Here is a 26,761-nt window from a genome sequence, read left to right on the forward strand (position 1 = left end):
GCGTTTCCGCCGATCGGCAGATGGAGCGGGGTTCGCCGGACGGCGAGGCTCTACCCGTAGCCAAAACCACTTTGGAACACGGGAGTTCACGATGAAGAACCGTACGCGGAAGAACCGTACGCGCGCCCTTGCCGTCGCCGGATCGGCCGCGCTGCTGGGCACCCTGATGGCGGCCGCCCCGGCTCCGGCGGCGCCTGCCGCGCCGAAGGCCGCCTCGGTGCACGGGGGCGGCACGGTGCACTACCCGTACGTGCCCGCCTCGCACGACATCCGCTTCACGGTCGACGCCGAGTCGGTGCCGTGGAGCAGGCCGCTGAAGGGCGAGAACCTGGAGCACGGTCTGCCGACGGACGCGCGCGGCCGGGTGACCGTCTACCACGCCATGCCGGACCAGGACTTCACCGGCGTGGCCGAGGCCGAGGTGGACTGCATGGTGACGGGCGGCAGGACGGCCACGATCACCGCGGTGGTCAAGAGCTCGAACGTCGGCTGGGAGGGCAGGCGGATCGGCCTGAGCGTCCAGGACGGCGAGCGCGGCGCACCCGACCGCGTCGGCTTCTCCTGGGGCATCGTGAACGTCGACGCGAAGCCCGACGGCTCGGTCGCCGAGCCGACGGTGGGCACCTGCATGGCCCCGGCGCCCTTCACGGAGGTCACCAAGGGCGGCTTCAAGATCGCCCCGGCCCCGCTGACCCCCCGTCCGCAGCCGTAGCCACGGCCGTAGCCGCAGCCACAGCCATCAGGTACCGGGCCTCAACGGGGGTGGCCCGGTACCCCTCCGTCCGTGCGGCCACGGCCTCGGCGATGCTCAGCCCGTACACCCGGCGCAGCAGCGCGATCGGTACTCCGTCGGGCCCGCCGACCGCCAGGTGGACCGATCCCTCGCGGGCGAGGATGCGCTCCCGGACCTCCGGCGGCGGTACGCCCGTGCCCCGGTCGCAGGCGTAGACCTCGTTGCGCGGGCAGTGCTGGTACCCCTCCCAGCGCAGCTCGCCGGCCTGCACGAGCTGCCAGTCCTCCTCGACGCAGTCCTCGCAGGGGCCGCAGTGCGTCCACGCGTGCATGTGCTGTTCCGCCATCCGGGCAGCATGCGGTACCGGGGCGTTGCGCGCATGCCGATAGCGTCGGGGGCATGACGCACACGCAGCTCCGTACCGACCGCGCCGTCCGGGTCGTCGCCCATCGCGGGGCCTCCCACGAGCATCCCGAGCACACCCTGGCCGCCTACCGGCAGGCCATCGCGGACGGTGCCGACGCCCTCGAATGCGATGTACGGCTCACCGCCGACCGCAAGCTGGTGTGTGTGCACGACCGGCGCGTGGAGCGGACCTCCGACGGGCGCGGGGTGGTGTCCGGGATGACGCACGAGGAGCTGTCCGCCCTGGACTTCGGCAGCTGGAAGGGCGAGGAGCACCGCGGGGCGCAGGTGCTGCTCTTCGAGGACCTGCTGAAGGAGGCGCTGGCCGCCGACCGGCCCGTCGGGCTGGCGGTCGAGACCAAGCACCCCACCCGGGCCGGCGGCCGGCTGGAGGCCGAGCTGGTGCGGGTGCTGAAGGACCACGGGCTGGCCGACGGCTCGACTGGCCTGGTCGAGGTGATGAGCTTCTCCCGCAACGCTCTGATCAGGCTGAACCGGCTGGCGCCCGGCCTGCCGGCCGTCTACCTGATCGAGCGGCGGCTGCGGCCGGCCCGGCCGCCGTTCGCCGGGCACGCCGGGCCGGGCATCGACCTGGTGCGCAAGGATCCGGGGCTGGTGGCCCGGCTCAAGGCGAAGGGGTTGCGGGTGCGGGTGTGGACGGTGGACGAGCCGGAGGACGTGGAGCTGTGCCTGCGGCTCGGTGTGGACACCCTGATCACCAACCGGCCGCGCGAGGTGCGCGCACAGCTGGACGCGAACTAGCGGGGGCGGCGGCCCGGCTCCGTGGTGGGGAGCCGGGCCGGATTCCCTTGTCCCGCTCAGCTCGGGTTCGGGTGGTAGTTCCAGGACGCGTTGTTGTTGTACGTCACGGAGAGGTTCCGCTTCGACTGGGCGGTGACCACGTCGTAGGGACCCTTGTACCAGCTGTTGTAGTGGACCCGGACGGCCTGGGTGGCGTAACGGCTGTCGGCCGAGGCCGCGTTGTTCTTGATCTGCTGGCCCGCCCCGTTGCCGGTGCCCGGGCTGAACACGCCGGCGAAGTCCCAGGACGGCATGCCGTCGATGTGGTTCATCGTGGCAACGGCGCCGGCCTGGTTGGAGTTGTAGTAGACGCAGGCGAGGCCCGGGTAGCAGCGCTGGGTGGGCGCGGCCTCGGCCGCGGTCGGCAGTGCCATGACCAGCACGCCGGAGGCTGCGACCGCCGCGACGGCAGCACGCATGGTCTTCATGGAAGTGATCCCCCTAGATGGTGGTGCTCGGCTCCGGGTGGCGGAGCCGGGCGGACCGCAGCGCCTTCGTGCGGCCTCAGCGGGTGGCGGGCCCCTACTGGACGTGGGCCAGGGCGGTCTGCTTCGCCTTCTTGACGGCGTCCATCTCCTTCGCCTTGGCGTTGATCATCTTTTGCTGGATCTGCGCCTCGGCCCCGTGCCAGACGTCGACGAGCTTCGTCTCGTTCTTGCAGGCCACGTCCGCGCCGGCGACGGCGATCTCCTCCGCGGAGGCCGTCGGTGCGGCGAACTTCGGGTCGTCGTTGGCCTGCATCGGGTCCTTGTAGCTGTACCCCTTGCCCTTCATGCAGGCGGACCAGGCCGCGAAGGCCTTGGTGACGCGGGGGTCCTTGAGGGACTCCTTGTAGGACTGGCCGTTGATGTCCTGCGCGAGGTCCGCGTACAGCTGCTCGCCGCCGCCGGTGAGGGTGCGCGTGGACTCGGCGATGCAGCCGCCCGGCGGGATGTCCTTGCCCTGGACCTGGCTGGGCGCCGCCTGCCTGGCCTTGGCGGTGTCGCCGGCTTCCTTGGTGGTGCCGGTCATCGCGAGCCACTCCGCGTCGTTCAGCACGGGCTCGGCCGCCGCGGAGGGGGCCGGGCCGTCGGCCGCGGCGGCCGCGGCCGGGCCGCCCGCCTTGGCGGTCTGCCGGGCTGCGACGAACGCCGGCTTGTAACCGGAGCGGGCCGCCTGAGCGGCGTCGACCGTGCCGTACCGCAGGTCGGTGAAGGTCTCGCGCGGGTCGGCCGGACCCTGCTCGGGCGCCTGGAAGGAGGCGAAGCCGAGGCCCTGCATGCACTTCTGCTGGAGCTTCCCGCCGGCCTGGCTCAGCTTCGCGAACTCGGCGGGCGTCGGCAGGTACTGCTCGATGGGCAGGGTGCGAACCTTGGCGGAACCGGCGATCGCGGTCGCGTCGCCGCCGGCGGCGCCGGCGTCGGTACCGGCGGAGGCGGCGTAGCCCGCCATCACCGCTGCGGAGGCGACGGCCATCGCGAGAAGGGAAATACGGGTGCGCTTCTTGTTCATTTCGCTCAGCATTCTCTCTCGGTCCTCAGACGCCGTTCGGGTGGTAGTTCCAGGACGCGTTGTTGTTGTACGTCACGTTCAGATTCCGCCTCGTCTGAGGCTCGACCACGTCGTAGGGACCCTTGTACCAGCTGTTGAAATGAACACGGACCGCCTGGTTCCAATAGCGGCTGTCCGCCGAGGCGGCGTTGTTCTTGAGCGGGGTCCCCTCCCCGTTCCCGGTGCCGCGGTTGAAGACCACATTGTCGAACGTGTAGGCCGGGTAGTTCTCGATGTGGTATAGCTGCGACAGGGCGCCCGCCTGGTTCGAGTTGAAGTAGAGGCAGGCCATGTCCGGATAGCACCGACCGGTGGGCGCAGCCTCGGCCGCGGACGGCAGCGCGAGAACCAGCACCCCGGACGTCGCGAGCGCCGCTGCGGCAGCACGCATGGACTTCATGAAAGCAATCCCCCCTTGGATGGCACTTCTGGGGGACGGTCAGACCCCCCGCGGTGCGACAACGCCAAGATCGTATGCACGGAATGCGGAAAAGAGCACCCGGAAAATTATCGGCTGGCATATTTTCGGCCATGGCTAAAGCCGCGCATAAGGCAGGCATAATGCGACGCTAAAGCCGCGCATGAAAACACCCGGCCGGGGTGCGCCGGCCGGGCGTGGGGGAATCGGGCGGAGCGGGGGCGGTTTATGCGAAGCGCTGGCTCGCGGATCCGTTGCAGGCCTGGAGGCGCAGCGGGTCGTGGGCGGCGGCCACGGTCAGGCACATGCCCGGCGCGGCGGCGGGCCGCAGGGTGGCGCCGTCGCGTACGAACTGCTGGTTGGCTCCGCCGTGGCAGTTCCAGATGATCAGGCCGGTGCCGGGGCCGTAGTCGGCGCCGGGGGCGTCGAGGCAGCGGTCCTGGGTCAGTTCGATGTGGACGGACTTGCGGGCGCTGTCGTACCACCAGCCCTGGTTGCGGCCGCCGTGGCACTCCCAGCCCACGATCTTGGTGTCGTTGGCGCTGGAACCGCCGAAGGAGTCGAGGCAGTTGCCGGTGGCCTCGTTCCTGAGCGGCTTGAACTTGTCGTCCCAGGCCCCGGCCTGGAGGACGGGCGTGCCGGTGCTCGCGGGATCGGCGCAGGAGGCCTCGCGCAGGCCCGAGGCGTACAGCTGGGTCAGGCAGGACGCGAAGGCGCCGTGTCCGCGGTAGTTGGGGTGGAAGGACTGGCGGGCGGTGTTCTCGTCCCACGGGAAGTGGTCCCCGAGGTCCAGGTACAGCCCGCGGGCCCAGGTGTCCTCCATGCACACCTCGTGGCCGTGGAAGAGCCGGGAGTTGTCGAGGTAGACCGCGCCGGAGGCCAGGGCCGCCGCGCGCATGCCCTTCTCGAAGGCGGGTACCGCGTAGTTGCGGCCCCAGGTGGCGTCCGAGTCGTAGCCGGCGCAGCCGCCGGGCAGTTTTCCGGGGAAGCCGGGGTTGTCGTGGAAGTCGGGGCCGATGGGGCTGGGGTAGCCCATCAGGACGAGCTTGTAGTCGGCGTCGGCGTAGCCGGCGTCGCGCATGACCGTCCTGAGGTCGGCGACCGTGGCCTCGACCTTGGGCTTCAGGCCGTCGACGCGGGCCTGCCAGCCGGGGGCGTACTTGGGCTCGCAGGTGCCCTGGCTGAGGACCCAGCGGGTCACGCAGTCGGTCATGACCGGACCGAACTGCAGGTCGTCGTTGGCCCCGGCGACGAGCAGGACCATCTTGATCCTGGTGTTGCGGGCCTTGATGGCCAGGCTGTCGCTCTGCACCAGCTCGTCGGCGTACTGCTTGCTGCCGCCGATCCTGATGTTTCCGGTGTAGCCGCCGGAGCAGGCGACGTTGAAGGTGAGGTCGGCCGGTATGCCGGTGCGGTGGATCGCCGCGTCCGGCGAGCGGTGGCACTGGTTGTCCGGCGTATTGGTCGCCGGGTCGTAGGTGCCGACGCCCTCGCCCGAGATCTCGCTGTCGCCCAGCGAGATCAGGCCGGTCCTGCGGTCGGCCTGCGGGCGCACGGCCGGGTCGCCGTAGATCTTGACGGCCTCGGCGGCGCGGATCGCCTCCAGCTCGGGCGGGAGCGGTTTGACGACGCCGGCGGTGGTGGCCGCCTGGGCCATGGGGGTGACGGCGGTGACACCCCCCAGGGCGGCCGCGATCGCCGCGACGGCGGCGAAGGTAGATCTGAGCATGGGTTTCGTACGGGCACGTGCCATGGACGCCTCCCCGGACGGTCAGTGTTACCCACGGTATTTACTGGTCGGTAGGGGAGTTGGGAACACTCGCAACAAGAGAATTGCTCAACTTTTTTAGGAGGCAACAGACATGACAGACAATCAGCACGGCGACGGGTTCCGGACCGAGCACGACTCCATGGGTGACGTACGGGTGCCCGTGCACGCCAAGTGGCGGGCGCAGACCCAGCGCGCCGTGGAGAACTTCCCCATCTCCGGACAGCGGCTGGAGAGGGCCCACATCGGGGCCCTCGCCCGGATCAAGGCCGCGGCGGCCCTCGTGAACGCCCGGCTCGGCGTGGTGGACCAGGACGTCGCCGAGGCGATCCGGTCCGCGGCCGGCGAGGTGGCGGACGGCCGCTGGGACGACCATTTCCCCGTGGACGTCTTCCAGACCGGATCGGGGACCTCGTCGAACATGAACACCAACGAGGTGATCGCCACCCTGGCCACCGAGCGCCTCGGCCGGGACGTGCACCCCAACGACCACGTCAACGCCTCGCAGAGCTCCAACGATGTCTTCCCGTCCTCCATCCACATCGCCGCCACCGCCGCCGTCGCGAACGACCTGGTGCCGGCCCTGGAGCACCTCGCCGCCGCGCTGGAGCGCAAGGCGACCGAGTTCGACCGGGTGGTCAAGGCCGGCCGCACCCACCTGATGGACGCCACCCCGGTCACCCTCGGCCAGGAATTCGGCGGTTACGCGGCCCAGATCCGCTACGGCGTCGAGCGGCTGCGCTCGTCCCTGCCCCGCCTCGCCGAACTCCCCCTGGGCGGAACCGCGGTGGGCACCGGCATCAACACCCCGGCCGGGTTCTCGGCCGCCGTGATCGCCGAAGTGGCGGTCGCCACCGGCTTGCCGCTGACCGAGGCCCGCGACCACTTCGAGGCCCAGGGCGCGCGCGACGCGCTGGTGGAGACCTCGGGAATGCTCCGTACGGTCGCTGTCTCGCTCACCAAGATCTGCAACGACCTGCGCTGGATGGCGTCCGGGCCGCGGACCGGATTGGCCGAAATCAGCCTCCCGGACCTCCAGCCCGGCTCCTCGATCATGCCCGGGAAGGTCAATCCCGTGGTCCCGGAGGCCGTCCTGATGGTCGCCGCTCAGGTCATGGGGAACGACGCCACCGTCGCGGTGGCGGGCGCCGCCGGCAACTTCGAACTCAATGTGATGCTCCCGGTGATGGCCAGGAACCTCCTCGAATCGATCCGGCTGCTGGCCGCCGGCAGCCGGCTGCTCGCCGACCGCACGGTCGACGGGATCACCGCCGACGAGGCCCGGGCCAGGGAGTACGCCGAGTCCTCGCCCTCCGTGGTGACCCCGCTCAACCGCTACATCGGCTACGAGGAGGCCGCGAAGGTGGCCAAGAGGTCCCTCGCCGAGCGCAAGACGATCAGGGAGGTCGTCCTTGAGTCCGGCTACGTGGAGCGCGGCGCCCTCACCCTGGAGCAGCTCGACGAGGCCCTGGACGTCCTGCGCATGACGCGTCCCTGACCGGCCGTCCCGCGCCCCCGGGCGGGGTCCGGATCCGGTCGTTCCTCGTCCCCGAATCGCCTGGTGACCTGCACCGCAGCGGGCGTACGGGCCCCCGCCCTAAGATCTGCGCATGACAGGTACTTTCAAGCCCGGGAGCGGCCGGGCGCCGGACGCGCCGACCGGCCCCGCGCGCGGGACGCGCTGGGAGCCCGGGGACCAGATCCTCTGGCGCTACCGCGACCACGCCCCGGGACTGAAGGGCGCGGTGCACATCTGCCGCCCGGTGACGGTGGTGCAGGACACCGACGAGATGCTCGCCGTCTGGATGGCGCCGGGCACCGAATGCGTCAAGCCGGTGCTCGCCGACGGCACCCCCGTGCACGAGGAGCCGCTGGCCACCCGCTACACCGCGCCGCGCACCACCGTGCGCTCGCGCTGGTTCGGCGGCGGCGTCCTGAAACTGGCCCGGCCCGGGGACCCGTGGTCGGTCTGGCTGTTCTGGGGGCCGGGCTGGCAGTTCAAGAACTGGTACGTGAACCTGGAGGAACCGCGGGCGAGATGGGCCGGCGGAGTCGATTCCGAGGACCACTTCCTGGACATCGCCGTCTACCCGGACCGCAGCTGGAAGTGGCTGGACGAGGACGAGTTCGCCGAGGCCCAGCGGTCCGGCCTGATGGGCCGTGAGCAGGCACGGCGGGTACGGGAAGCCGGCCGCGCGGCGGTCGCGGTGATCGAGGAATGGGGCGTTCCGTTCTCGGCCGGCTGGCAGGACTGGCGGCCGGATCCGGCCTGGAGGATTCCGGCCCTGCCCGAGGACTGGGACCACCCCCCGGCGCATATGACCTCATGAGACCCTTGATGCGCCCCCGGGGTTCAAACGTAGGATCGTCCTCCGCGAGGTCGCGCGCGCGGAACGGTGCGATCGGGTCGCACCCCAGCAAGTGTCGTTCTGTTCACGGGATCTGACCGGAGGTCGACACACGAGGAAGTTCGAGCGAGGAACCTCTGGGCGATGGTGCCCGGGCCGCTGAGCGGGTATACCGCGACTGACCGAGTTGAGTGCAGCGCACATCGAGCGCAAACGGACGGAATTCCACGCGTGACGGAGTACCCCACCTCCCAGGAGGGCCCGCAGCCCGTCGCCTCCGGCGGAGGTACGGACGAGGCCGGCCACGGCAAGGCGCCCATCGCCGCCGCCGAGGCCGTACGCACGCATGCCGCCGGCGCCGGTACCGGCCCTGCGGCCGACCCGGGCGCAGCGGCCGCCGCGGCGGCTTCCGACGTACGGGCCGCGCGCTCGGCGGCGGGCGCGGCCTCGGGTCTCCCCCGGCCGCGCGGAGCGGCGGCGGAGGTTCCCGCCGCCGCGGGCTCCGGTCCGGGCCAGAACCACGACAACGCCCGTCCCCGGGACGCCGCGGACGCCGTGGACGCCCACGACGCCGCCCGCGGCGCCGGGGCCGGCCCGGCTCCCGCCGGTGCAGGAAGCGGCGCACCGGGCTTCCAGGGGGCCGGCGGGCCCGCCGTGCCGGGCGGGGGCGCCCCGGACGCGACCGCCGCGCGCCGCGAGGGGGACCGGCTGCGTTTCGTGGGCGCCGCCACCCGGCGGATCGCCCGCGGCATCGACCTCGACGAGATCGTGCTCGGCCTGTGCCGGGCCACCGTCCCGACCTTCTCCGACGCCATCCTCGTCTACCTGCGCGACCCGCTGCCGGTCGGTGACGAGCGGCCCGTCGGCCCGGTCGTTTTAAGGCTGCGCCGCACCGACCGGCTCCGGCCGATCGACGACCTGACGGACATCAGCAGCACCATCGGCGCGGGGATGGACCTCGCCGGGGCCGCGGGGGCCACCGGCGAGCTCGACTTCAGCCAGCTGCCGCTGGTCGGCCCGCAGGGTGACCTGCCCGCGGCCGAGCTGTGCGAGATCCGGCCCGGCGGCGCGCTCGCCGAGGTGCTGCGCGGCGTACGGCCCGTCTTCGCGTCCTCCGCCGGCGCCCGGGCGGCACTGCCCGAGCTGCTCGGCGCGGACCATCCGCTGCCGCGCGGCAACCGCGCGGTCCTGGCGCCGCTGCGCGGCCGCCGGCGGGTGATCGGCGCCGCCGTGTTCCTGCGCAGCCCGGAGCGTCCCGCCTTCGAGCAGAACGACCTGCTGGTCGCCGCCCAGCTGGCCACCCACACCGCGCTCGGCATCGACAAGGCGGTCCTGTACGGCCGCGAGGCGTACATCGCCGACGAACTGCAGCGCACCATGCTGCCCGACAGCCTCCCCCAGCCCACCGGTGTGCGGCTGGCCTCCCGCTACCTGCCCGCGGCCGAGACGGCCCGGGTGGGCGGCGACTGGTACGACGCCATACCGCTGCCGGGCAGCCGGGTCGCGCTCGTCGTCGGCGACGTCATGGGCCACTCCATGACGTCGGCCGCGATCATGGGACAGCTCCGCACCACCGCCCAGACCCTGGCGCAGCTGGACCTGCCGCCCGCCGAGGTGCTGCACCACTTGGACGAGCAGGCGCAGCGGCTGGGCTCGGACCGCATGGCCACGTGCATGTACGCCGTGTACGACCCCGTCGCGCACCGGATCACCATCGCCAACGCCGGCCATCCGCCGCCGGTGCTGCTGCACCTGGGCGGCCGGGCCGAGGTGCTGCGCGTACCGCCCGGCGCACCCATCGGCGTCGGCGGCGTGGACTTCGAGGCCGTCGAACTGGACGCGCCCGCCGGGGCCACCCTGCTGCTCTACACCGACGGTCTGGTGGAGTCGCGCCTGCGGGACGTGTGGACGGGCATCGAGCAGCTCCGCGAGCGGCTGGCCACGACCGCGCAGCTGACCGGCCTGGACCATCCGCCGCCGCTGGAGGCCCTGTGCGACGACGTGCTGGACATGCTGGGCCCGGGTGACCGGGACGACGACATCGCGCTGCTCGCGGCCAGGTTCGACGGCATCGCGCCCAGTGACGTCGCGTACTGGTTCCTGGACCCGGAGGAGACCGCTCCGGGCCGCGCCCGGCGGTTCGCCCGCCGGGCACTGACCCGGTGGGGCCTGGAGGACCTGAGCGACTCCCTGGAGCTGTTGGTCAGCGAGGTGGTCACCAACGCCGTCCGGTACGCGGAACGGCCCGTGACGCTGCGCCTGCTGCGTACGGACGTGCTGCGCTGCGAAGTCGGGGACGACTCCCCGCAGCTGCCCCGCCAGCGCAGGGCCCGCGACACCGACGAGGGCGGCCGCGGCCTGTTCCTGGTGAACCGGCTGGCCCGGCGCTGGGGTGCGACCCGGCTCAGCAGTGGAAAGGTCGTCTGGTTCGAACTCCCGCTGCCGGGCGCCGGCGAGCGGCGCTGACCGCTCGTCCAACGGCCGGCACGAGCACGGAACAGCGCCGCCCCGCAGCCTTCTCGGCTGCGGGGCGGCGCTCTCGTTTCAGTTGGCCGGGTGCTCGCCCAGGACCGGCGGGTCCGGCGGCTTGGGGCCGCCCGTCTTGGTGGCCGTGGCCGTCGGGGACGTCGTCCCGCTGGGCGTCGGACCCGTCTTGGTCGCGGTGGGCGTCGGCGACGTCGTCGGGGACTGCGTCGGGCTGCTGGTGACGGCCGGCGGGCTGGAGGACGGGCTCGCCGAGGCCGTCGGCGAGGCGCTGCGGGACGGCGTCTGCACGGCGCCCATGTCGGCCTCGGACAGCTGGAACTTGCCGGCGTTGCCGCCCTTGAGGGCGGCGGTGGTGTACGCCTTCCAGATCGTGGCGGGGAAGCTGGAACCGCCCAGACGGCCGAGGCCGGCGGTGCCGGTCAGGGTGACCTGCCTGGCGGTGCCGGGCTCCTCACCGAAGATCGCGACGACGGTAACCAGCTCGGGGGTGTAACCGGCGAACCAGCCGGAGAAGTTGTTCTCGGTGGTACCGGTCTTGCCGGCGGCCTCGTAGGCGCTGCTGCGGACCTTGTTGCCGGAGGCGCCGTCGTCGTTGACGACGCCCGTGAGCACCTTGGTGACGGTGTCGGCGGTGCGGCGGCTGATGGCCTGCGTGCCGATCGGCTGGACGGGCTCGACCTCGCGGTCCTTGTGCTCGGCCGTCTTGATGATGGTCGGAGTGACCTTCTTGCCGTGGTTGTCGAAGGTGGCGTAGACGGCCGCCATCTCCACGGTGTTGGCGCTCATCGTGCCGAGGGCCATGGCGGGCTTGTCCGCGGGCCAGCCCTCACGGTCCTTCATGCCGACCTGGAGCGCGGTCTTCTTCACGTTGGGCGGCTCGACGTCCACGATCATCTGCGCGTAGACGGAGTTCACCGAGGAGTTGGTCGCGTCCTGGACCGTCATCATCGGGTCGCCGAAGTTGCGGTTCTCCTGGTTCTGCGGGGCGAACGGGATGTCGCTGCCGACGACCGCGCGCTTGCTGGTGCCGTCGTAGAGCGCGTTCGGGGTGATCGGCTTGCCGTCCTGGGTCTTCGCCCCGTTCTCCAGGGCGGAGGCCAGCACGATCGGCTTGAACGTCGAACCCGGCTGGTAGTCCTTGCGCAGGGCGTTGCTGGACCAGTGGTCCTTCAGACCGGTGCCGCCGTACATGGCGACGATGTGGCCGGTCTTGGGGTCCACGGAGGTGGCGCCGGCCTGCACGCTCTGGTCCTGGGGCCGGCCCTTGGTGTCCTTGCGGTCGAGCTTGGACTCCAGCTCCTCCTGGACGGCCGTCTCGAGCGCTTCCTGCTTCTTCGGATCGATGTTGAGCGTGAACGTCCAGCCGCCGGCGTCGATCAGCTTGCGCTCGACGCCCTGGGCGTTGAGCTCGGCCTCGGCCGCCTGGACCAGGTAGCCCTTCTGGCCGTCCATGCCCATCGGGGGCTGCGGGGGGATCGGCTCCGCGAACTTCATCCCCTGGCGCTTGCTCTCGTCCAGCTTCTTCATGTCGACCATGTTGACGAGCGTCGCGTCGTAGCGGATCTTGATCCGCTTCTTGGTGTCGTCACCGGCGGTCGACCAGTCGTACTGGCTGGGCGCCTGGACGAGGGTGGCCAGGTAGGCGCCCTGTTCCAGCGTCAGCTTCTCGGCGTCCACGCCGTAGTACGCCTGGGCGGCGGCCTGGATGCCGTAGGCGCCGCGGCCGAAGTAGCTCGTGTTGAGGTAGCCCGCGAGGATCTCGGGCTTCTTCATGCGCTGGTCGACCTTGAGGGAGATCACCAGCTCCTTGAGCTTGCGGGTCGGCGTCTGCTCCTGCGTCAGGTAGTAGTTCTTGACGTACTGCTGGGTGATCGTGGAGCCGCCGGCCTTGCCGCGGCCGGTGGCGGTGTTCCACAGACCGCGGGCCAGGCCCTTGAAGTCGACGCCGCCGTCGCTGCGGAAGGACTTGTTCTCGATCGCGATGAACGCCTCCTGCACGTCCATCGGGATCTTGTCGATGGGCAGGATCTCGCGGTTGACCTTGCCCTTGGTGGCCATGATCGTGCCGTCCGCGTACTTGTAGACGTTGCTCTGCTGGAGCGCCTGCTTGTTGGGGTCCGGCTCTTCCACGTAGAAGTACAGGGCGACCAGCGCGCCCATACCGAGCAGGGCAAGCGTGAAGAACGTGCCCAGGACCTTCTTCCAGGTGAAGAAGCGGCGTATGCCGGTGCGCTTGCCGGTACCCCCGCTCCCGTTGGCGCCCTTCGCGCGTCCGCTCGGCGCCCGCCGCGCACCGCGCTGCTGCGCCTTACGCACTTCTGCTCGGCCCATCGCTCCCGCTCCGCTCGATTACCCCCCCGACGTCAACTCAGAAAGCTAACACCGCAGGCTGTGACAAACTTTGGTCAATGCGGACCAATTTTGGTCATTTCGGACGTGAGAATCAGCACCCACATCACAGGAACCGACGCTCAGATAAGCGGATGGGTTGCCATTGCGCAAAAAAGTGATATCACTTTGCTAGGCGGCCCGACCGGCCGCGCGCAGAGAAACGGGGCGAACCATGACGAACCACATAGCCACTCCGGACGGAGTACGGGAGTTCACCGCGCGCAGCATGGGCGGCGGGCTGGCGCTGCTGCTCGGCCTGGCCGGCCTGCTCGCGGGCGCGGGGCTGGTCGTGGCCGGCGCGGCGGCGGGCGCGACCGGGGCCAAGGTTGGGCTGATCGTGAGCGGCGTGCTCCTGGGCCTCGCCTCCGTGATCGCGATGAGCGGCCTCAACACGGTGGCGCCGGGCGAGGCCCGCGTCGTCCAGCTCTTCGGCCGCTACCGCGGCACCATCCGCACCGACGGCCTGCGCTGGGTCAACCCGCTGACCTCGCGCGAGAAGATCTCCACCCGCGTGCGCAACCACGAGACGGCCGTCCTGAAGGTCAACGACGCCTACGGCAACCCGATCGAACTGGCGGCGGTCGTGGTCTGGCGGGTCGAGGACACCGCGCGCGCGGTCTTCGAGGTCGAGGACTTCACCGAGTTCGTCGAGACGCAGACCGAGGCCGCGGTCCGGCACATCGCGATCGAGTACCCGTACGACGCGCACGAGGAGGGCGGCCTGTCGCTGCGCGGGAACGCCGAGGAGATCACCGAGAAGCTCGCGGTGGAACTGCACGCACGGGTGGACGCCGCCGGGGTGCAGATCATCGAGTCCCGGTTCACGCATCTCGCGTACGCTCCTGAGATCGCCTCCGCGATGCTCCAGCGTCAGCAGGCGGGCGCCGTCGTGGCGGCTCGCAAGCAGATCGTGGAGGGCGCGGTGGGCATGGTCGAGCTCGCCCTGACCCGTCTGGCGGAGGAGGAGATCGTGGACCTGGACTCGGAGCGCAAGGCGGCCATGGTCTCGAACCTGATGGTCGTCCTGTGCGGCGACCGCGCCGCCCAGCCGGTCCTCAACACGGGCACCCTCTACCAGTGACCCCCTCCGGCGAGGAGAAGCCGGCGGGTCGGCAGGCGCGCAAGCAGGTGCTCCTGCGACTCGACCCGCAGGTGTACGACGCGCTGGCCCGCTGGGCGGGCGAGGAACTGCGCAGCGCCAACGCACAGATCGAGTTCCTGCTCCGCCGGGCCCTCGCCGAGGCCGGCCGGCTCCCCTCCGCCCCGGGCCCCATTCCCCGCCGGGGCCGGCCGCCGAAGCCCTCGGACTGACCGCCGCTCCCGTGCCGCGCACGGGAGCGGCTTTCGCGCTTCCGCAGCCCGGGCTTCTATACACTCCGCGTATACACGCGATGTATAGTCGGCGGCATGTCCATCGGTCACACCCTCCTGGGCCTCCTAGAGGCCGGCCCGCGCCACGGCTACGACCTGAAGCGGGCCTTCGACGAGAAGTTCGGCCACGACCGCCCCCTCGCCTACGGGCAGGTCTACTCGACCATGTCCCGCCTCCTGAAGAACGGCCTCGTCGAGGTCGAGGGCATAGAGGCGGGCGGAGGTCCCGACCGCAAGCGGTACGCCATCACGGACGCCGGGATCACCGACGTCGAGGCCTGGCTCTCCCAGCCCGAGAAGCCGGAGCCGTACCTCCACTCGACCCTCTACACCAAGGTCGTCCTCGCACTGCTCACCGGCCGCCGCGCCGACGAACTGCTGGACACCCAGCGGGCCGAGCACCTGCGCCTCATGCGCATCCTCACCCAGCGCAAGCGCAAGGGCGACACCGCCGACCAGCTCATCTGCGACCACGCCCTGTTCCACCTCGAAGCGGACCTGCGGTGGCTGGAGCTCACCGCGGCCAGGCTCGACCAGCTCGCGCGGGAGGTCCGCCGATGATGACTCCGGCCGGCTCCCTGCTCGCAGCCACGGACCTGCGCAAGGCGTACGGGACCACCAACGCCCTGGACGGCGCCGAGTTCTCCATCCACGCGGGCGAGGTCGTCGCCGTCATGGGCCCCTCCGGCTCCGGCAAGTCCACCCTGCTGCACTGCCTCGCCGGGATCGTCCCGCCCGACTCCGGCTCCATCACCTACGCCGGCCGCGAGCTCACCACCCTCGACGACGCCGAGCGCAGCGCCCTGCGCCGCACCGAGTTCGGCTTCGTCTTCCAGTTCGGGCAGCTCGTACCCGAGCTGACCTGTGTGGAGAACGTCGCCCTCCCGCTGCGCCTGACCGGCGTCAAGCGCAAGGAGGCCGAACGCACCGCCCTGCACTGGATGGAGCAGCTTCAGGTGGAGGACCTCGGCGCCAAGCGGCCCGGCGAGATATCCGGCGGCCAGGGACAGCGCGTGGCCGTCGCCCGCGCCCTCGTCACCGGCCCCCGGGTGATCTTCGCCGACGAACCCACCGGAGCCCTCGACTCCCTCAACGGCGAACTCGTCATGCAGCTGCTCACGGAGGCCGCCCGGTCCGCGAACGCCGCCGTCGTCCTCGTGACGCACGAGACGCGCGTGGCCGCCTATTCCGACCGCGAGATCGTCGTACGCGACGGGAAGTCCCGCGACATGGAGCGCATCGTATGACCCGGCTCCAGGTCTGGACCCGCGACCTCGGCATGGGCACCCGCTTCGCCTTCGGCGGCGGCCGCGAGGGCTGGATCCGCACCCTGCTCACCGGTGTCGGCGTCGGTCTCGGCGTCGCGCTGCTGCTGATCAGCACCGCGATCCCCGGCGCCCTGACCGCACGGTACGAGCGCGGCGACGCGCGGTCGACGCTGCACTCCGACACGGCCGACGCCCCCGGACCCGACACCCTGCTGATCGCCCGGATCGGGCAGACGTACCACCACAAGGACATCGAGGGGCACGTGGTGCGGGCCGAGGGTCCGGACGCCCCGCTTCCGCCCGGCCTGAAGAAACTCCCGGGCCCGGGCGAGATGGCCCTCTCCCCCGCCCTGGACGAGTTCCTGAAGTCCTCCGAAGGCGCCCTGCTGCGCGAGCGGCTCGACGCGCGGGTCAGCGAGATCGTCGGCGACCCGGGCCTGGTCGGCCCCGGCGAACTGCTCTTCTACCTGGGCAGCGACACCCTCCGCAAGAACGGCCCCGAGGACTACCGCGTCGAGCGCGTCACCGGCTTCGGCTACGCGGCGGACCGCGAGAGCCTCGACCCCGTGCTCATGCTGATGGTCGTCCTGACGTTCGTCGCCCTGCTGATGCCCGTCGCCGTGTTCATCGCCACCGCCGTCCGCTTCGGCGGGCAGCGGCGCGACCGGCGGCTCGCCGCGCTGCGGCTGGTCGGCGCGGACAGCAGGATGGTGCGCAGGATCGCGGCCGGTGAGGCGCTGGGCGGCTCCCTGGTCGGACTGGCCCTGGGCACCGGCTTCTTCGCCGTCGGCCGCTCACTGGTCGGCAGCGTCAGCCTGCGGCAGCGCAGCGTCTTCCCCGCCGACCTCGACCCGGCGCCCTGGCTGGCGGTACTGGTCGCCCTCGCGGTGCCCGCGGCGGCCGTGGCCGTGACCCTGTTCGCGCTGCGCGGTGTGGTCATCGAGCCGCTGGGCGTCGTCCGCACGGCCAAGCCCTCCCGCCGCCGCATCTGGTGGCGGCTGCTGCTGCCACTGGTCGGGCTCGGCCTGCTCCTGCCCATGGACGGCCGCGGCAACGACCAGGGCAGGTTCAACCAGTGGCAGGTCAGCGGCGGCGTGGTGCTGCTGCTGGTCGGGATCACCGTGCTGCTCCCCTGGCTGCTGGAGCGCTTCGTCGGGAAGATGTCCGGCGGCCCGGTCTCCTGGCAGCTGGCCGTGCGCCGGCTCCAGGTCGACAGCGGCGGCGCCGCCCGCCTGGTCAACGGCATCGCCGTGGCCGTCGCGGGCGCCATCGCCCTCCAGATGCTCTTCGCGGGCATCGAAGGGGACTACACCGAGTCGACCGGCCAGGACCCCTCCAGGGCCGCCGTCGCCGTCATGGCCAACCGCGAGTCGGACGCCCCGATCGACGACCTCGCGCATCGGATCGCCGCCGTACCGGGCGTCACCCGCGCGGTCCCGCTGACCTCCACGCAGGCCGCGCACCGGATTCCCGCGGAGGAGGACACGGTCCAGGTGACCGTCGGCACCTGCGACGCGCTCCGGGAGGTCGCCACGCTCGACTCCTGCGAGGAGGGCGACGCCTTCGTCCTGACCGGCCCCTCCTCCACGGGGATCTACGGGGGCACGGCGAAGCCCGGCGACGAGCTGTTCGTCGGCAACGTCCGGCGGTACGAGTCCGATCCGGCCGACCGGCCCGGGCCGGTGAAGTGGCAGGTCCCGGCGGGTACCCGTAAGGTCCCCGCCCGGGAGGACCCCTCCGGGTCCGTGCGCGACGGCCTGCTGGTGACTCCGTCGGCCGCGCCGAAGGAGCTGGGCGACTTCCCCGACGCGCGGATCTTCGTCCAGGTCGACGATTCCGGTCCCGACGCCCTGGACCGGGCGCGCAACGCCGTCTTCAAGGCGGACCCGCTCGTCGTGGCGCTGACGCTGCGCCACTCCGAGCAGGCCGCCGGCTTCTCATCGATCCGCACGGGGCTGTTCTTCGGCGCCGCAGCCGTGCTGCTCCTGATCGGCGCCAGCCTGTTCGTCTCACAGCTGGAGCAACTGCGCGAGCGCCGGCGGCTGCTGTCCTCCCTGGTCGCCTTCGGCACCAAGCGCTCCACGCTGAGCCTGTCGGTGCTGTGGCAGACGGCCGTGCCGATCGTCCTGGGCCTGGTGCTGGCGGCCGCGGTGGGCACCGCGCTGGGCGCCGTCCTGATGGGGATGGCCGCCCTGCCGGTCCGGATCGACTGGCCGTCGGTCCTCGGGATGACCGGGGTCGGCGCGGGCGTCGTCGCGGCCGTGACCCTGCTCAGCCTGCCGCCGCTGCTGCGGCTGATGCGCCCGGACGGCCTGCGCACGGAGTGACCCCTGTGCCCGCCCGCCCCCGTACGCCCGCCTCCTGATCCGGCCCGACCTACAAGCCGCCTCCTAGTCGGTGGGCCAGACGGGGAGCGGGCGTACGGCTTCGCGCAGGGCGGCGGCGATCGCCTCGAACTCCTCCTGGCGGGCGGTCCCCGTGCGCATGGCCAGGGCGATCCGCCGTGAGGGGGCGGGCTCGGCGAAGCAACCGGTGGACAGGTACTCGTTGCGGGCCGTCTCCAGCCGCAGGGCGGTGCGCGGCAGCAGGGTCACCCCGAGGCCGCCGGCGACGAGCTGTACGAGCGTGGACAGCCCGGCGGCGGTCGTCGTGACGTCCGCCCCGGTGGTCCGCCCGGCCTCCCGGCAGATGTCGAGGGCCTGGTCCCGCAGGCAGTGCCCCTCGTCCAGCAACAGCAACTGCAGGTCGCGCAGTTCGTCGAGGGGGATGTCCCGGCGTCCGGCCAGCGCGTGCCCGCGAGGGGCGAGGAGGACGAAGTCCTCGTCGAAGAGCGGCAGTTCGGTGACGCCGGGGACCCCGAGCGGCACCGCCAGCAGGAGCAGGTCCAGGCGCCCGGCGGCCAGCCCCTCCAGCAGCGAGCCGGTCTGCTCCTCGTGCACCTGGAGGTCCATCCGGGGGTAGCGGCGGTGGAACAGCCCGAGCACGGTCGGCAGCAGGTACGGCGCCACGGTCGGGATCACCCCGAGCCGCAGTATCCCGGTGAAGGGCGCCCGTACCGCCTCGGCCTCCTCCAGCAGTCCGCCGACGGCGTCGAGCACCACCTGCGCCCGGGCGGCGATCCGCTCGCCCGCCGGGGAGAGGAGCACCTTGCGGGTGGTGCGTTCCAGCAGCTGCACGCCGAGGGCCTCCTCCAGCGCGGACACCGCGCCGGAGAGCGCCGGCTGGCTCATGCCGATGGCCGCGGCCGCGTCGCGGAAGTGCAGGTGCTCGGCGACGGCCGTGAAGGCGCGCAGCTGAGCCAGGGTCGGTTGCTTCGCTCCCCTATTACCGACAGCCACTGATAGGTACCTCCGATCACCCGCAGCAAGACTAGCTATTTCCATAATCAATGCAGGTTGTGCCAGCATGTGAGACACGTCCAACCCCATCGGAAAGCCCCCAAAAGGGGTCTGTTTCCATTGAAACAAGGAGAGCGCGTGCTCACTGTTGGTGACAAGTTCCCCGCCTTCGACCTGACCGCCTGCGTCTCGCTCGAGGCCGGTGCCGAGTTCGCGCAGATCGACCACAAGACCTACGAGGGCAAGTGGAAGGTCATCTTCGCCTGGCCTCTGGACTTCACCTTCGTGTGCCCGACGGAGATCGCCGCCTTCGGCAAGCTGAACGACGAGTTCGCCGACCGCGACGCGCAGGTGCTCGGCTTCTCCCTCGACTCCGAGTACGTGCACCACGCCTGGCGCAAGGACCACGCCGACCTGCGTGACCTGCCCTTCCCGATGATGTCGGACATCAAGCGCGAGCTCTCCGCCGAGCTGGGCATCCTCGGTGAGGACGGCCTGCCGATGCGCGCCGTCTTCGTCGTCGACCCGAACAACGAGATCCAGTTCTCGATGGTGACCGCCGGTTCCGTGGGCCGTAACCCCAAGGAGGTCCTGCGGGTCCTCGACGCCCTGCAGACCGACGAGCTGTGCCCCTGCAACTGGAACAAGGGCGACGCCACGATCGACGCCGGCGCGCTGCTGGCCGGTGAGTGACGGATGTCCCTCGACTCCCTGAAGGCGTCCGTCCCGGACTTCGCCAAGGACCTGAAGCTGAACCTCGGTTCGGTCATAGGCAACAGCGACCTCCCGCAGCAGCAGCTGTGGGGCACCGTCCTGTCCTGCGCGATCGCCGCCCGCTCCCCGCGCGTCCTGCGTGAGCTGGAGCCCGAGGCGAAGGCGAACCTCTCGCCGGAGGCGTACACCGCCGCCAAGTCCGCCGCCGCGGTCATGGCGATGAACAACGTCTTCTACCGCACGCGGCACCTGCTCTCCGACCCGGAGTACGGCACGCTGCGCGCGGGCCTGCGGATGAACGTCATCGGCAACCCGGGCGTGGAGAAGATCGACTTCGAGCTGTGGTCGCTCGCCGTCTCCGCGATCAACGGCTGCGGCCAGTGCCTGGACTCGCACGAGCAGGTCCTGCGCAAGGCGGGCGTCGACCGCGAGACGATCCAGGAGGCCTTCAAGATCGCCTCGGTGATCCAGGCCGTCGCGGTCACCCTCGACGCCGAGGCCGCCCTCGCCGGCGAGTAGCAGCACCCCGTACGACGGCCAGGGCCCCGCGACCGGAAACGGCCGCGGGGCCCTGGCGTTGTCAGTCGTCAGTGGTCAGTCCTTGCGCAGGGCGGCCATCAGCGCCCGCGCGTCCTCGACCGCCGCCGCCGTGAGGGCGTCCTGGTCGGGCGGCGCCGCTTCCTTCACCGGGAGGCCGGGTTCGCCCTCCGTCCGGGTGAAGAACATCGCCACGAAGGTGAACACCGCCCCTCCGTCACGGACGCGCAGCCGGAGATCGCTGCTGTCATCGGACGACCCGACCAGAGCCTGCTCACCCAGGCCGGGCACCTCCTCCCACCGGAGGTCACTGTCGAACATCCGGTCGGACTGCGAGCCCAGGGCGAACTCGGGCGCCGGATCGGACTTCTTGTGCAGTTCGACCATGGCCACCACCGTGAACCCGCCCGACCCGTCCTTGCTGTCACCGTTGCGGCTGCACGACGCCCAGTCCAAGGCCGGCTGACGGCCGGCCTTCCGCGGGGTGGAGTCCGTGAACGCGCCCAGCGCCGCCGCGAGGGCCGGCGCCTTGAACCGCCCGCACAGGTCGTCCGTGACCGCGTAGCGGACCTCCGGCTCCGCGAGCCGGTCCCCGAAGGCGTACAGGCCGCCCGCCCACAGCGCGGAGGTGGCCACGACCGCGGCGGCGATCCCCCACCACGGCCGCAACGGCCTCCGCGGGCGCACGGCCTCGTCCTGTGCGAGCTCCGCCGGACGCGCCGACTCCCACGCCCCGTCGAGCTCGGGTTCGCTGATCATCACGCCGCCCCCTACTTCTTCAGCGCAGCCATCAGCGCGCGGGCGTCCTCGGCCATCGCCGCATGGAGCGCGGCGGTGTCGGCCGGGGCGTTCTGCGCACGGCCGCTGCCGTAGGCCTCGATCGTGAACACCGCACCGCCGTCCAGCACCCTGAGCTGGACGGTCGCGTCGCCGGGGCTCACGAGGACGACGGCGCGCTCACCGAGTCCCTCAACCGCCTCCGTACGCCCCGCGCCGATATCGGCGGCGAGCCAGAGCGACGGTACGTCGAACTCGGCTCCGGGGTCGGTCTTCTTGTGCAGGTCGACCTGCGCCCGCACGGTGAGGGTCGACACCGACTCGCCGTTCTGCAGCACGCATATCGCCCCGCGCACGGCCGGGTGGTCGTTCTGCTGGTTCATCGGCCGGTACCGGTGCAGGTCTCCCGCGATCCTGCCCAGCGCCTGGGCCCGGAAGTCCTCGCACAGGTTCTCCGTCGCCCGGTACGAGATCTCCGGCGCGGCGAGCTTCTCCCCGAAGGCGTACAGCCCGCCCGCCCATACCGCCGAGGCGGCCACGGCCCCGCCCAGCGCCCACAACCACGGCCGGCGCGCCCCCGCGGCGCCCTCCGCCCGTCCGCGCGGCGCGAGTTCCTCCGCCCGCTCCCCCGCGTGCTCGGCCTCCCACGCGCCGTCGAGCTCCGGATCGGTGATCATGCCTGTCCCCCCTGTCGTGCCGCTGCGGGCGCCACCGGCGGCGCCCGCCCGTTCTCGCCCCGGCCCGGTCAGGGCCTGGGGCGCTCCTCGTCGACGGGCCCCAGGCCCAGGGCCGTCGCGCCGTGCGGCGCGGGGCCGACCATCCCGGTCCCGAGATGGTGCTGGTCCCGCGAGTACGCCCTCAGGTAGCCCACCACCGTGTTGGTGACGGCCACCAGCGGAACGGCGACCACCGCCCCTCCGATGCCCGCGACCATCCCGCCGGCGGCCACCGCGAGAACCACCGCGAGCGGGTGTACCCGTACCGCCCGGCCGAGGATGAAGGGCTGGAGCACGTGCCCTTCGATCTGCTGTACCGCCAGGACCACCAGCAGCGCCATCAGGGCGGTGAACACGCCCTGGGTCACGAGCGCCACGACCACGGCGAGGGCGCCCGAGATCACCGCGCCGACCAGCGGGATGAAGGCGAAGAGGAAGATGAACACGGCTAGGGGCACCGCCATCGGAACGTCCAGGAAGTACAGCCCCAGGCCGATGAAGATGGCGTCGATGAGGGCGACGATGACCGTGCCGCGGACGTACGCGGTCAGCGTGCGCCAGGCGCGCGGACCGGCGCCGGCGACTCCGGCGCGGGCGGCGGCCGGGACCAGGCCCAGCGCCCAGTTCCAGATGCGCTTGCCGTCGTAGAGCAGGAACAGCGTCGAGAACATCGCGAGCAGCATGCCCGTGAGGATTTCGACGAGGACCGTCACGCCCTGGAGCCCGGCGGAGGTGATCTGCTCGGTGTTGGTGCCGATGGTCTCGCTGAGGTTCTTCGCGATGTCGTTGATCTGCTTCTCGGTCACATGGAACGGACTGTCCAGTGCCCAGAGTTTGAGCTCGTTGATGCCGTCGCGGACCCGGTCGGAGAGATCGTCGAGGTTCTCCATGACCTGCCAGACCACGAACCAGCCGACGAGCCCGATGACGACGAAGCCGAGGACCGCCGTGACGGCCGTGGCCAGACCGCGCGGCAGGCCCAGTCTGCGCAGGCGGACGACGAAGGGCTGGAGCATCGCGGTGACGAGCATGGCGGCCGCGAAGGCGAGGACGACCAGGCGGACTTCACTGATCACCTTCATCAGCACCCAGAGCATCCCGGCGAGCAGCAGCAGCCGCCAGCTGGCCTCGGCGGCGACACGCATCCCCCACGGGACCACACTCGCCGGATCGGGCCGCTCGGGGCGCTCGTAGCGCGCGGGAGCGGCCGTCGTGGCCCCGCTCCCCTCCGCCGGTGCGTCGGACCGCTCAGCGGCCGCCGGAGCCGCCTGCGCCGCCTGGGCCGGCCGGGACCGCCCGGGCAGGTCGCCGCCGGTCTCGGCCTCGACTTCGGCGCGCCGCTCGTTGAGCCGCGCCTCCATCGCGTTCAGCCTGTTGCCCAGCCGGCCGAGCCAGCCTTCCCTCTTCGCCATGTCAGCTTCCTTCCCCCGCCCCCCGGTCTACGGGCACACCCCAATGACCGTACACGCGGGTAGCCCCGCACCGTACGACGGTGCGGGGCTACCCGGGACGAGCTGTGGCGCCGCGGTGCGGCGGTGGCCGTCAGTACCAGCCGTTGGCCTGGTGGAAGCTCCACGCGGCACAGGGGCTGCCGTAGCGGTCTTCCATGTAGTTCAGGCCCCACTTGATCTGCGTGGCGGGGTTGGTACGCCAGTCGGCGCCGGCCGAGGCCATCTTCGAACCGGGGAGCGCCTGGACCAGGCCGTAAGCCCCGGAGGACTTGTTCACGGCCAGGTAGTTCCAGGTGGATTCCTGGTTGATGATGTTCGAGAAGCACTGGAACTGGCCGGCCGGGACCATCTGCTGGGCGATGGCCTTGACCTGAGCGACCGTGTAGGAGCTCTGGACGGCGAAGTCACCGGCGTCGCGGGCGGCGGAACGGCTGGCGACTTCCTTCGCCTCGCGTTCCCTCTTCGCCTTCTCGTCGGCGGCCTTCTGCGCCTCGGCCTTCTTGGACTTGGCGTCCTCGGCGGCCTGGAGGCGGGCGGCCTCCTCTGCCGAGCGCTTGGCGTCGGTGTCGGCGGCGTGCGCGATGGTGTCGGCCTGCTGCGTCAGGGCGCCCTGGACCTGCGCCTGGTCGCCGACGGGGATGTCTGCGAGGAGGGTCGCCCCGGACGCGGTCGTCTCGAGATCGTTCGTGGGGTCGCCGGTGGCAACGCCCACGACTGCGCCGACGGTGGTGACCGCGGTGGCCGAAGCCACTGCGAACCCCCGGACCGAGATCCGGCTCACACGGTGTCCTTCCAGCAGCGTCCGCAGTGACCGCGCGGGCGCAAAAGTGCCCTCGACTCTGGCCTCCGTGGTTCTACGGTCACTGGAGGCGCGGGCCCGTGGGCAACTCCCCTGCGGGGGCTGCCGCGTGTAGCTCCGGGCGGCATACGGCCATCGGCTGTGGAGTTGTGGTGCTGCGCGTACCTCACGGGAGATACAGGTGTGCCGTATGCGGGGCCTGACGGAAACCAGACTCTGCCGGACCTCACACCGCAAGGCAATTCTCCGTTGCGTGGGAAAGGTCACACCTGGCACGTCGCCGTCGATTTCCTCAAAGGGCTGTGCAGCACGACGCCGCCCGGCTAGGCTCTCGGGCCTTTGCCGGGCGGCGCCAACTCACCTTCCCGCTATGGGGCTTTTGACCGGGTCGACCGCCCCGAGGGGCGGGGTCGCGGGCTCACCCGGGTCAGAGGGTCTCCAGCATCTCGGTGACCAGAGCGGCGATCGGGGAGCGCTCGGATCGCGTCAGCGTGACGTGCGCGAAGAGCGGATGCCCCTTCAGCTTCTCGACCACGGCGACCACTCCGTCGTACCGGCCGACCCGCAGGTTGTCCCGCTGGGCGACGTCGTGGGTCAGAACGACCCGCGAATTGGCCCCGATCCGGGACAGAACGGTCAACAGGACGTTCCGCTCCAGCGACTGCGCCTCGTCCACGATCACGAAGGCGTCGTGGAGCGAGCGACCGCGGATGTGCGTGAGCGGCAGGACCTCCAGCATCCCGCGGTTCAGCACCTCCTCGATGACCTCGCGTCCGGCGACCGACGAGAGCGTGTCGAAGACCGCCTGCGCCCAGGGGCTCATCTTCTCGGAGGCGTCTCCGGGCAGGTAGCCGAGGTCCTGGCCGCCCACCGCGTACAGCGGCCGGAAGACCATCACCTTCTGGTGCTGCCTGCGCTCCAGCACCGCCTCCAGGCCGGCGCAGAGCGCCAGCGCGGACTTGCCGGTGCCGGCCCGGCCGCCCATCGAGATGATCCCGATCTCGGGGTCGAGCAGGAGGTCCAGCGCGATGCGCTGCTCGGCGCTGCGCCCGTGCAGCCCGAAGGCGTCGCGGTCGCCCCGTACGAGCTTGACGTTGCCGTCAGCGGTGACCCGGCCCAGGGCCTTGCCGCGCTCGGACTGCAGGACCAGTCCGGTGTGCACGGGCAGTTCCGCGGCCTCCGGGACGTAGAGCCGCTCCTCCGAGTAGAGGAGGTCGACCTGCTCCCCGGAGAGGCCGATCTCGGTCATGCCGGTCCAGCCGCCGTCGGTGATGGCGAGTTCCGCCCGGTACTCCTCCGCGATCAGCCCCACGGAGGAGGCCTTGATGCGCAGCGGGAGATCCTTCGAGACGACCGTGACGTCGTAGCCCTCGGCCTGGAGGTTGCGGGCGACGGCGAGGATCCGAGAGTCGTTGTCCCCCAGGCGGAAGCCGGCGGGCAGGACGCCCGGGTCGGAGTGGTTGAGCTCGACGCGCAGCGTGCCGCCCAGATCGCCCAGCGGGATGGGGGCGTCCAGGCGACCGTTGCGAACCCGGAAGTCGTCGAGCAGGCGCAGGGCCTGACGCGCGAAGTAGCCGAGTTCGGGATGGTGCCTCTTTGCCTCCAGCTCGGTGATCACCACGATCGGGAGCACGACCTCGTGCTCGTCGAAGCGGGAGATCGCATTGGGGTCTGCCAGCAGGACGCTGGTGTCGAGGACGTAGGTCCGCCTGTCTGACAGGCGGCGCTTAGTGCTGGTCACCACGGAAGGACGTACCCCCTCGGAAGAGGTCGGGCCATGAAGACCGGACCGGTCATCGGCACCCATGCCAGGGCCGATTCCCGGCCCTCCACTGCGTCCGTGCGAACCGCACGTGCGTCCTGGTGCAAAGGGCCTCCCGGGCGGACGGCCCCATGCCGTCCGCTGAGACTCGACACCCGTGGATCGGGCATCGACCTGAAAGGGATATTCCCCGAACAGGCCACGGACATGCCATGGCATATGACGGACGCTCGGTGAATGCCTGGTGAAGGCTTCGAGGGGAGGGGGCGGCGGGGCTGAGGGGGCTCCCCGACGGCCGGAACCCTCCAGGGGGTGTCCGGCCCGATCGGCCGGCACCCCCTACGAGGCATCAGGTGCCGTAGCGCCGGTGGCGGGCGGCGTAGTCGCGCAGGGCACGCAGGAAGTCGACCTTGCGGAAGGCCGGCCAGAAAACCTCGCAGAAGTAGTACTCGGAGTGCGCGCTCTGCCACAGCATGAATCCGGACAGCCGCTGTTCGCCGCTGGTGCGGATCACGAGGTCCGGGTCGGGCTGGCCGCGGGTGTAGAGGTGCTCGGCGATGTGGTCGATGTCGAGGATCTCGGCGAGCTCCTCGAAGGAGGTGCCCTTCTGCGCGTGCTCCAGCAGCAGCGAGCGCACCGCGTCGGCGATCTCCTGGCGGCCGCCGTAGCCGACGGCGACGTTGACGAGTATCCCGTCGACGTCGTGGGTCGCCTGCTCGGCCTCCTTGAGGACGCGCTGGGTCCCGGCGGGCAGGATGTCCAGGTTGCCGACGTGGTGGACGCGCCAGCGGCCGTCCGCGGCGAGGCCCCGCACGGTGTTCTCGATGATGTTGAGCAGGGGGCGGAGCTCGACCTCCGGCCGGTCCAGGTTGTCCGTGGAGAGCATCCACAGGGTGACGACCTCGACGTCCGTCTCGGTGCACCAGCCGAGCATCTCGGAGATCTTGTCGGCTCCGGCCTGGTGGCCCTGCTCCGTCGTACCTCCGGACGCCTTCGCCCAGCGACGGTTCCCGTCCAGGATGACGCCGATGTGCTTGGGCGCCGCGTCGTGGTCGAGGCGGCCTTCCACCCGGCGTGCATAAAGCCTGTACACCAGGTCGCGCAGCTTCACGATCTTCCAGCCCCTCCGTGCCTTGCCCCCGTGCGA

25 protein-coding genes are annotated in these 26,761 nt (G+C 71.2%); 12 read left to right on the plus strand and 13 right to left on the minus strand.

The window, feature by feature from the left end:
* Positions 1-91 precede the first annotated feature (91 nt).
* Positions 92-712, plus strand: a complete 621-nt coding sequence (locus tag AB0F82_RS13175; RefSeq protein ID WP_356815628.1) for a hypothetical protein — start codon at positions 92-94, stop codon at positions 710-712.
* Here AB0F82_RS13175 and AB0F82_RS13180 read toward each other — a convergent pair.
* Entirely contained in the window at positions 669-1,079 is a 411-nt protein-coding gene (locus tag AB0F82_RS13180; protein WP_356815627.1) for a hypothetical protein, read from the minus strand. The two genes, AB0F82_RS13175 and AB0F82_RS13180, sit on opposite strands and share 44 nt — an antisense overlap.
* 53 nt (positions 1,080-1,132) lie before the next feature.
* On the opposite strand from AB0F82_RS13180, the gene AB0F82_RS13185 reads away from it, so the two are divergent.
* Positions 1,133-1,900: a glycerophosphodiester phosphodiesterase gene (locus AB0F82_RS13185; protein ID WP_362626457.1), complete on the plus strand. Its 768-nt coding sequence runs from the start codon at positions 1,133-1,135 to the stop codon at positions 1,898-1,900.
* A 56-nt stretch (positions 1,901-1,956) separates the two neighbouring features.
* Here AB0F82_RS13185 and AB0F82_RS13190 read toward each other — a convergent pair whose 3' ends face one another.
* The 4 genes from AB0F82_RS13190 to AB0F82_RS13205 all read right to left on the minus strand — a co-directional run bounded on the left by AB0F82_RS13190 (position 1,957) and on the right by AB0F82_RS13205 (position 5,616).
* Positions 1,957-2,367: a peptidase inhibitor family I36 protein gene (locus tag AB0F82_RS13190; RefSeq protein WP_356815625.1), complete on the minus strand. Its 411-nt coding sequence runs from the start codon at positions 2,365-2,367 to the stop codon at positions 1,957-1,959.
* A 94-nt stretch (positions 2,368-2,461) separates the two neighbouring features.
* Entirely contained in the window at positions 2,462-3,430 is a 969-nt protein-coding gene (locus AB0F82_RS13195) for a hypothetical protein (RefSeq protein WP_362626460.1), read from the minus strand.
* Positions 3,431-3,455: 25 nt separating this feature from the next.
* Positions 3,456-3,860: a peptidase M23 gene (locus tag AB0F82_RS13200; protein WP_356815623.1), complete on the minus strand. Its 405-nt coding sequence runs from the start codon at positions 3,858-3,860 to the stop codon at positions 3,456-3,458.
* A gap of 253 nt (positions 3,861-4,113) precedes the next feature.
* Positions 4,114-5,616: a ricin-type beta-trefoil lectin domain protein gene (locus tag AB0F82_RS13205; RefSeq protein ID WP_436842082.1), complete on the minus strand. Its 1,503-nt coding sequence runs from the start codon at positions 5,614-5,616 to the stop codon at positions 4,114-4,116.
* Positions 5,617-5,749: 133 nt separating this feature from the next.
* Here AB0F82_RS13205 and AB0F82_RS13210 point away from each other — a divergent pair, with 133 nt between their 5' ends.
* The 3 genes from AB0F82_RS13210 to AB0F82_RS13220 all read left to right on the plus strand — a co-directional run bounded on the left by AB0F82_RS13210 (position 5,750) and on the right by AB0F82_RS13220 (position 10,469).
* Positions 5,750-7,153: a class II fumarate hydratase gene (locus AB0F82_RS13210; protein ID WP_362626465.1), complete on the plus strand. Its 1,404-nt coding sequence runs from the start codon at positions 5,750-5,752 to the stop codon at positions 7,151-7,153.
* Positions 7,154-7,265: 112 nt separating this feature from the next.
* Positions 7,266-7,985, plus strand: a complete 720-nt coding sequence (gene fomD / locus AB0F82_RS13215; protein WP_356815617.1) for a cytidylyl-2-hydroxypropylphosphonate hydrolase — start codon at positions 7,266-7,268, stop codon at positions 7,983-7,985.
* Positions 7,986-8,234: 249 nt separating this feature from the next.
* Complete coding sequence (locus tag AB0F82_RS13220) at positions 8,235-10,469, plus strand: SpoIIE family protein phosphatase (RefSeq protein WP_362626468.1); 2,235 nt, start codon at positions 8,235-8,237, stop codon at positions 10,467-10,469.
* Positions 10,470-10,547: 78 nt separating this feature from the next.
* Here AB0F82_RS13220 and AB0F82_RS13225 read toward each other — a convergent pair whose 3' ends face one another.
* A complete protein-coding gene (locus tag AB0F82_RS13225) occupies positions 10,548-12,821 on the minus strand; it encodes a transglycosylase domain-containing protein (RefSeq protein WP_362626471.1) in 2,274 nt (757 codons plus the stop codon).
* Positions 12,822-13,053: 232 nt separating this feature from the next.
* Between AB0F82_RS13225 and AB0F82_RS13230 the strand changes: the two genes are divergently transcribed.
* The 5 genes from AB0F82_RS13230 to AB0F82_RS13250 all read left to right on the plus strand — a co-directional run bounded on the left by AB0F82_RS13230 (position 13,054) and on the right by AB0F82_RS13250 (position 17,847).
* On the plus strand, positions 13,054-13,962 hold the full coding sequence (locus tag AB0F82_RS13230; protein WP_362626474.1) for an SPFH domain-containing protein: 909 nt from the start codon (positions 13,054-13,056) through the stop codon (positions 13,960-13,962).
* The gene (locus tag AB0F82_RS13235) at positions 13,959-14,192 is read left to right on the plus strand and encodes a hypothetical protein (RefSeq protein ID WP_030658696.1); all 234 of its coding nucleotides are present in this window, start codon (positions 13,959-13,961) and stop codon (positions 14,190-14,192) included. The genes AB0F82_RS13230 and AB0F82_RS13235 overlap by 4 nt, the downstream gene beginning before the upstream one ends.
* 96 nt (positions 14,193-14,288) lie before the next feature.
* Positions 14,289-14,813, plus strand: coding sequence for a PadR family transcriptional regulator (locus tag AB0F82_RS13240; RefSeq protein WP_356812832.1), 525 nt, complete (start codon positions 14,289-14,291; stop codon positions 14,811-14,813).
* Entirely contained in the window at positions 14,813-15,499 is a 687-nt protein-coding gene (locus tag AB0F82_RS13245; RefSeq protein ID WP_390077898.1) for an ABC transporter ATP-binding protein, read from the plus strand. The genes AB0F82_RS13240 and AB0F82_RS13245 overlap by 1 nt, the downstream gene beginning before the upstream one ends.
* The gene (locus AB0F82_RS13250) at positions 15,496-17,847 is read left to right on the plus strand and encodes an FtsX-like permease family protein (protein WP_362626479.1); all 2,352 of its coding nucleotides are present in this window, start codon (positions 15,496-15,498) and stop codon (positions 17,845-17,847) included. Before AB0F82_RS13245 ends, AB0F82_RS13250 begins: the two co-directional genes overlap by 4 nt.
* A gap of 63 nt (positions 17,848-17,910) precedes the next feature.
* Here AB0F82_RS13250 and AB0F82_RS13255 read toward each other — a convergent pair whose 3' ends face one another.
* On the minus strand, positions 17,911-18,858 hold the full coding sequence (locus AB0F82_RS13255; RefSeq protein WP_362626481.1) for a hydrogen peroxide-inducible genes activator: 948 nt from the start codon (positions 18,856-18,858) through the stop codon (positions 17,911-17,913).
* Between the two features lie 138 nt (positions 18,859-18,996).
* Here AB0F82_RS13255 and AB0F82_RS13260 point away from each other — a divergent pair, with 138 nt between their 5' ends.
* Both AB0F82_RS13260 and AB0F82_RS13265 read left to right on the plus strand, forming a co-directional pair.
* Positions 18,997-19,551: a peroxiredoxin gene (locus tag AB0F82_RS13260; protein ID WP_030658686.1), complete on the plus strand. Its 555-nt coding sequence runs from the start codon at positions 18,997-18,999 to the stop codon at positions 19,549-19,551.
* Positions 19,552-19,554: 3 nt separating this feature from the next.
* Positions 19,555-20,091: an alkyl hydroperoxide reductase gene (locus tag AB0F82_RS13265; protein ID WP_356812836.1), complete on the plus strand. Its 537-nt coding sequence runs from the start codon at positions 19,555-19,557 to the stop codon at positions 20,089-20,091.
* A 75-nt stretch (positions 20,092-20,166) separates the two neighbouring features.
* Here AB0F82_RS13265 and AB0F82_RS13270 read toward each other — a convergent pair whose 3' ends face one another.
* The 6 genes from AB0F82_RS13270 to AB0F82_RS13295 form a co-directional block, all read right to left on the minus strand.
* Entirely contained in the window at positions 20,167-20,868 is a 702-nt protein-coding gene (locus AB0F82_RS13270; RefSeq protein ID WP_362626485.1) for a hypothetical protein, read from the minus strand.
* Positions 20,869-20,879: 11 nt separating this feature from the next.
* On the minus strand, positions 20,880-21,563 hold the full coding sequence (locus AB0F82_RS13275; protein WP_362626488.1) for a hypothetical protein: 684 nt from the start codon (positions 21,561-21,563) through the stop codon (positions 20,880-20,882).
* A 68-nt stretch (positions 21,564-21,631) separates the two neighbouring features.
* On the minus strand, positions 21,632-23,014 hold the full coding sequence (locus AB0F82_RS13280) for an AI-2E family transporter (RefSeq protein WP_362626491.1): 1,383 nt from the start codon (positions 23,012-23,014) through the stop codon (positions 21,632-21,634).
* A gap of 130 nt (positions 23,015-23,144) precedes the next feature.
* On the minus strand, positions 23,145-23,834 hold the full coding sequence (locus AB0F82_RS13285) for a transglycosylase SLT domain-containing protein (RefSeq protein ID WP_362626494.1): 690 nt from the start codon (positions 23,832-23,834) through the stop codon (positions 23,145-23,147).
* Positions 23,835-24,279: 445 nt separating this feature from the next.
* Positions 24,280-25,596, minus strand: a complete 1,317-nt coding sequence (locus AB0F82_RS13290) for a PhoH family protein (protein ID WP_356812842.1) — start codon at positions 25,594-25,596, stop codon at positions 24,280-24,282.
* 367 nt (positions 25,597-25,963) lie between these two features.
* A complete protein-coding gene (locus tag AB0F82_RS13295; protein WP_356812844.1) occupies positions 25,964-26,725 on the minus strand; it encodes an isoprenyl transferase in 762 nt (253 codons plus the stop codon).
* Between the last annotated feature and the right edge of the window lie 36 nt (positions 26,726-26,761).

Source organism: Streptomyces virginiae (assembly GCF_040638905.1).
GTDB lineage: Bacteria > Actinomycetota > Actinomycetes > Streptomycetales > Streptomycetaceae > Streptomyces > Streptomyces virginiae_B.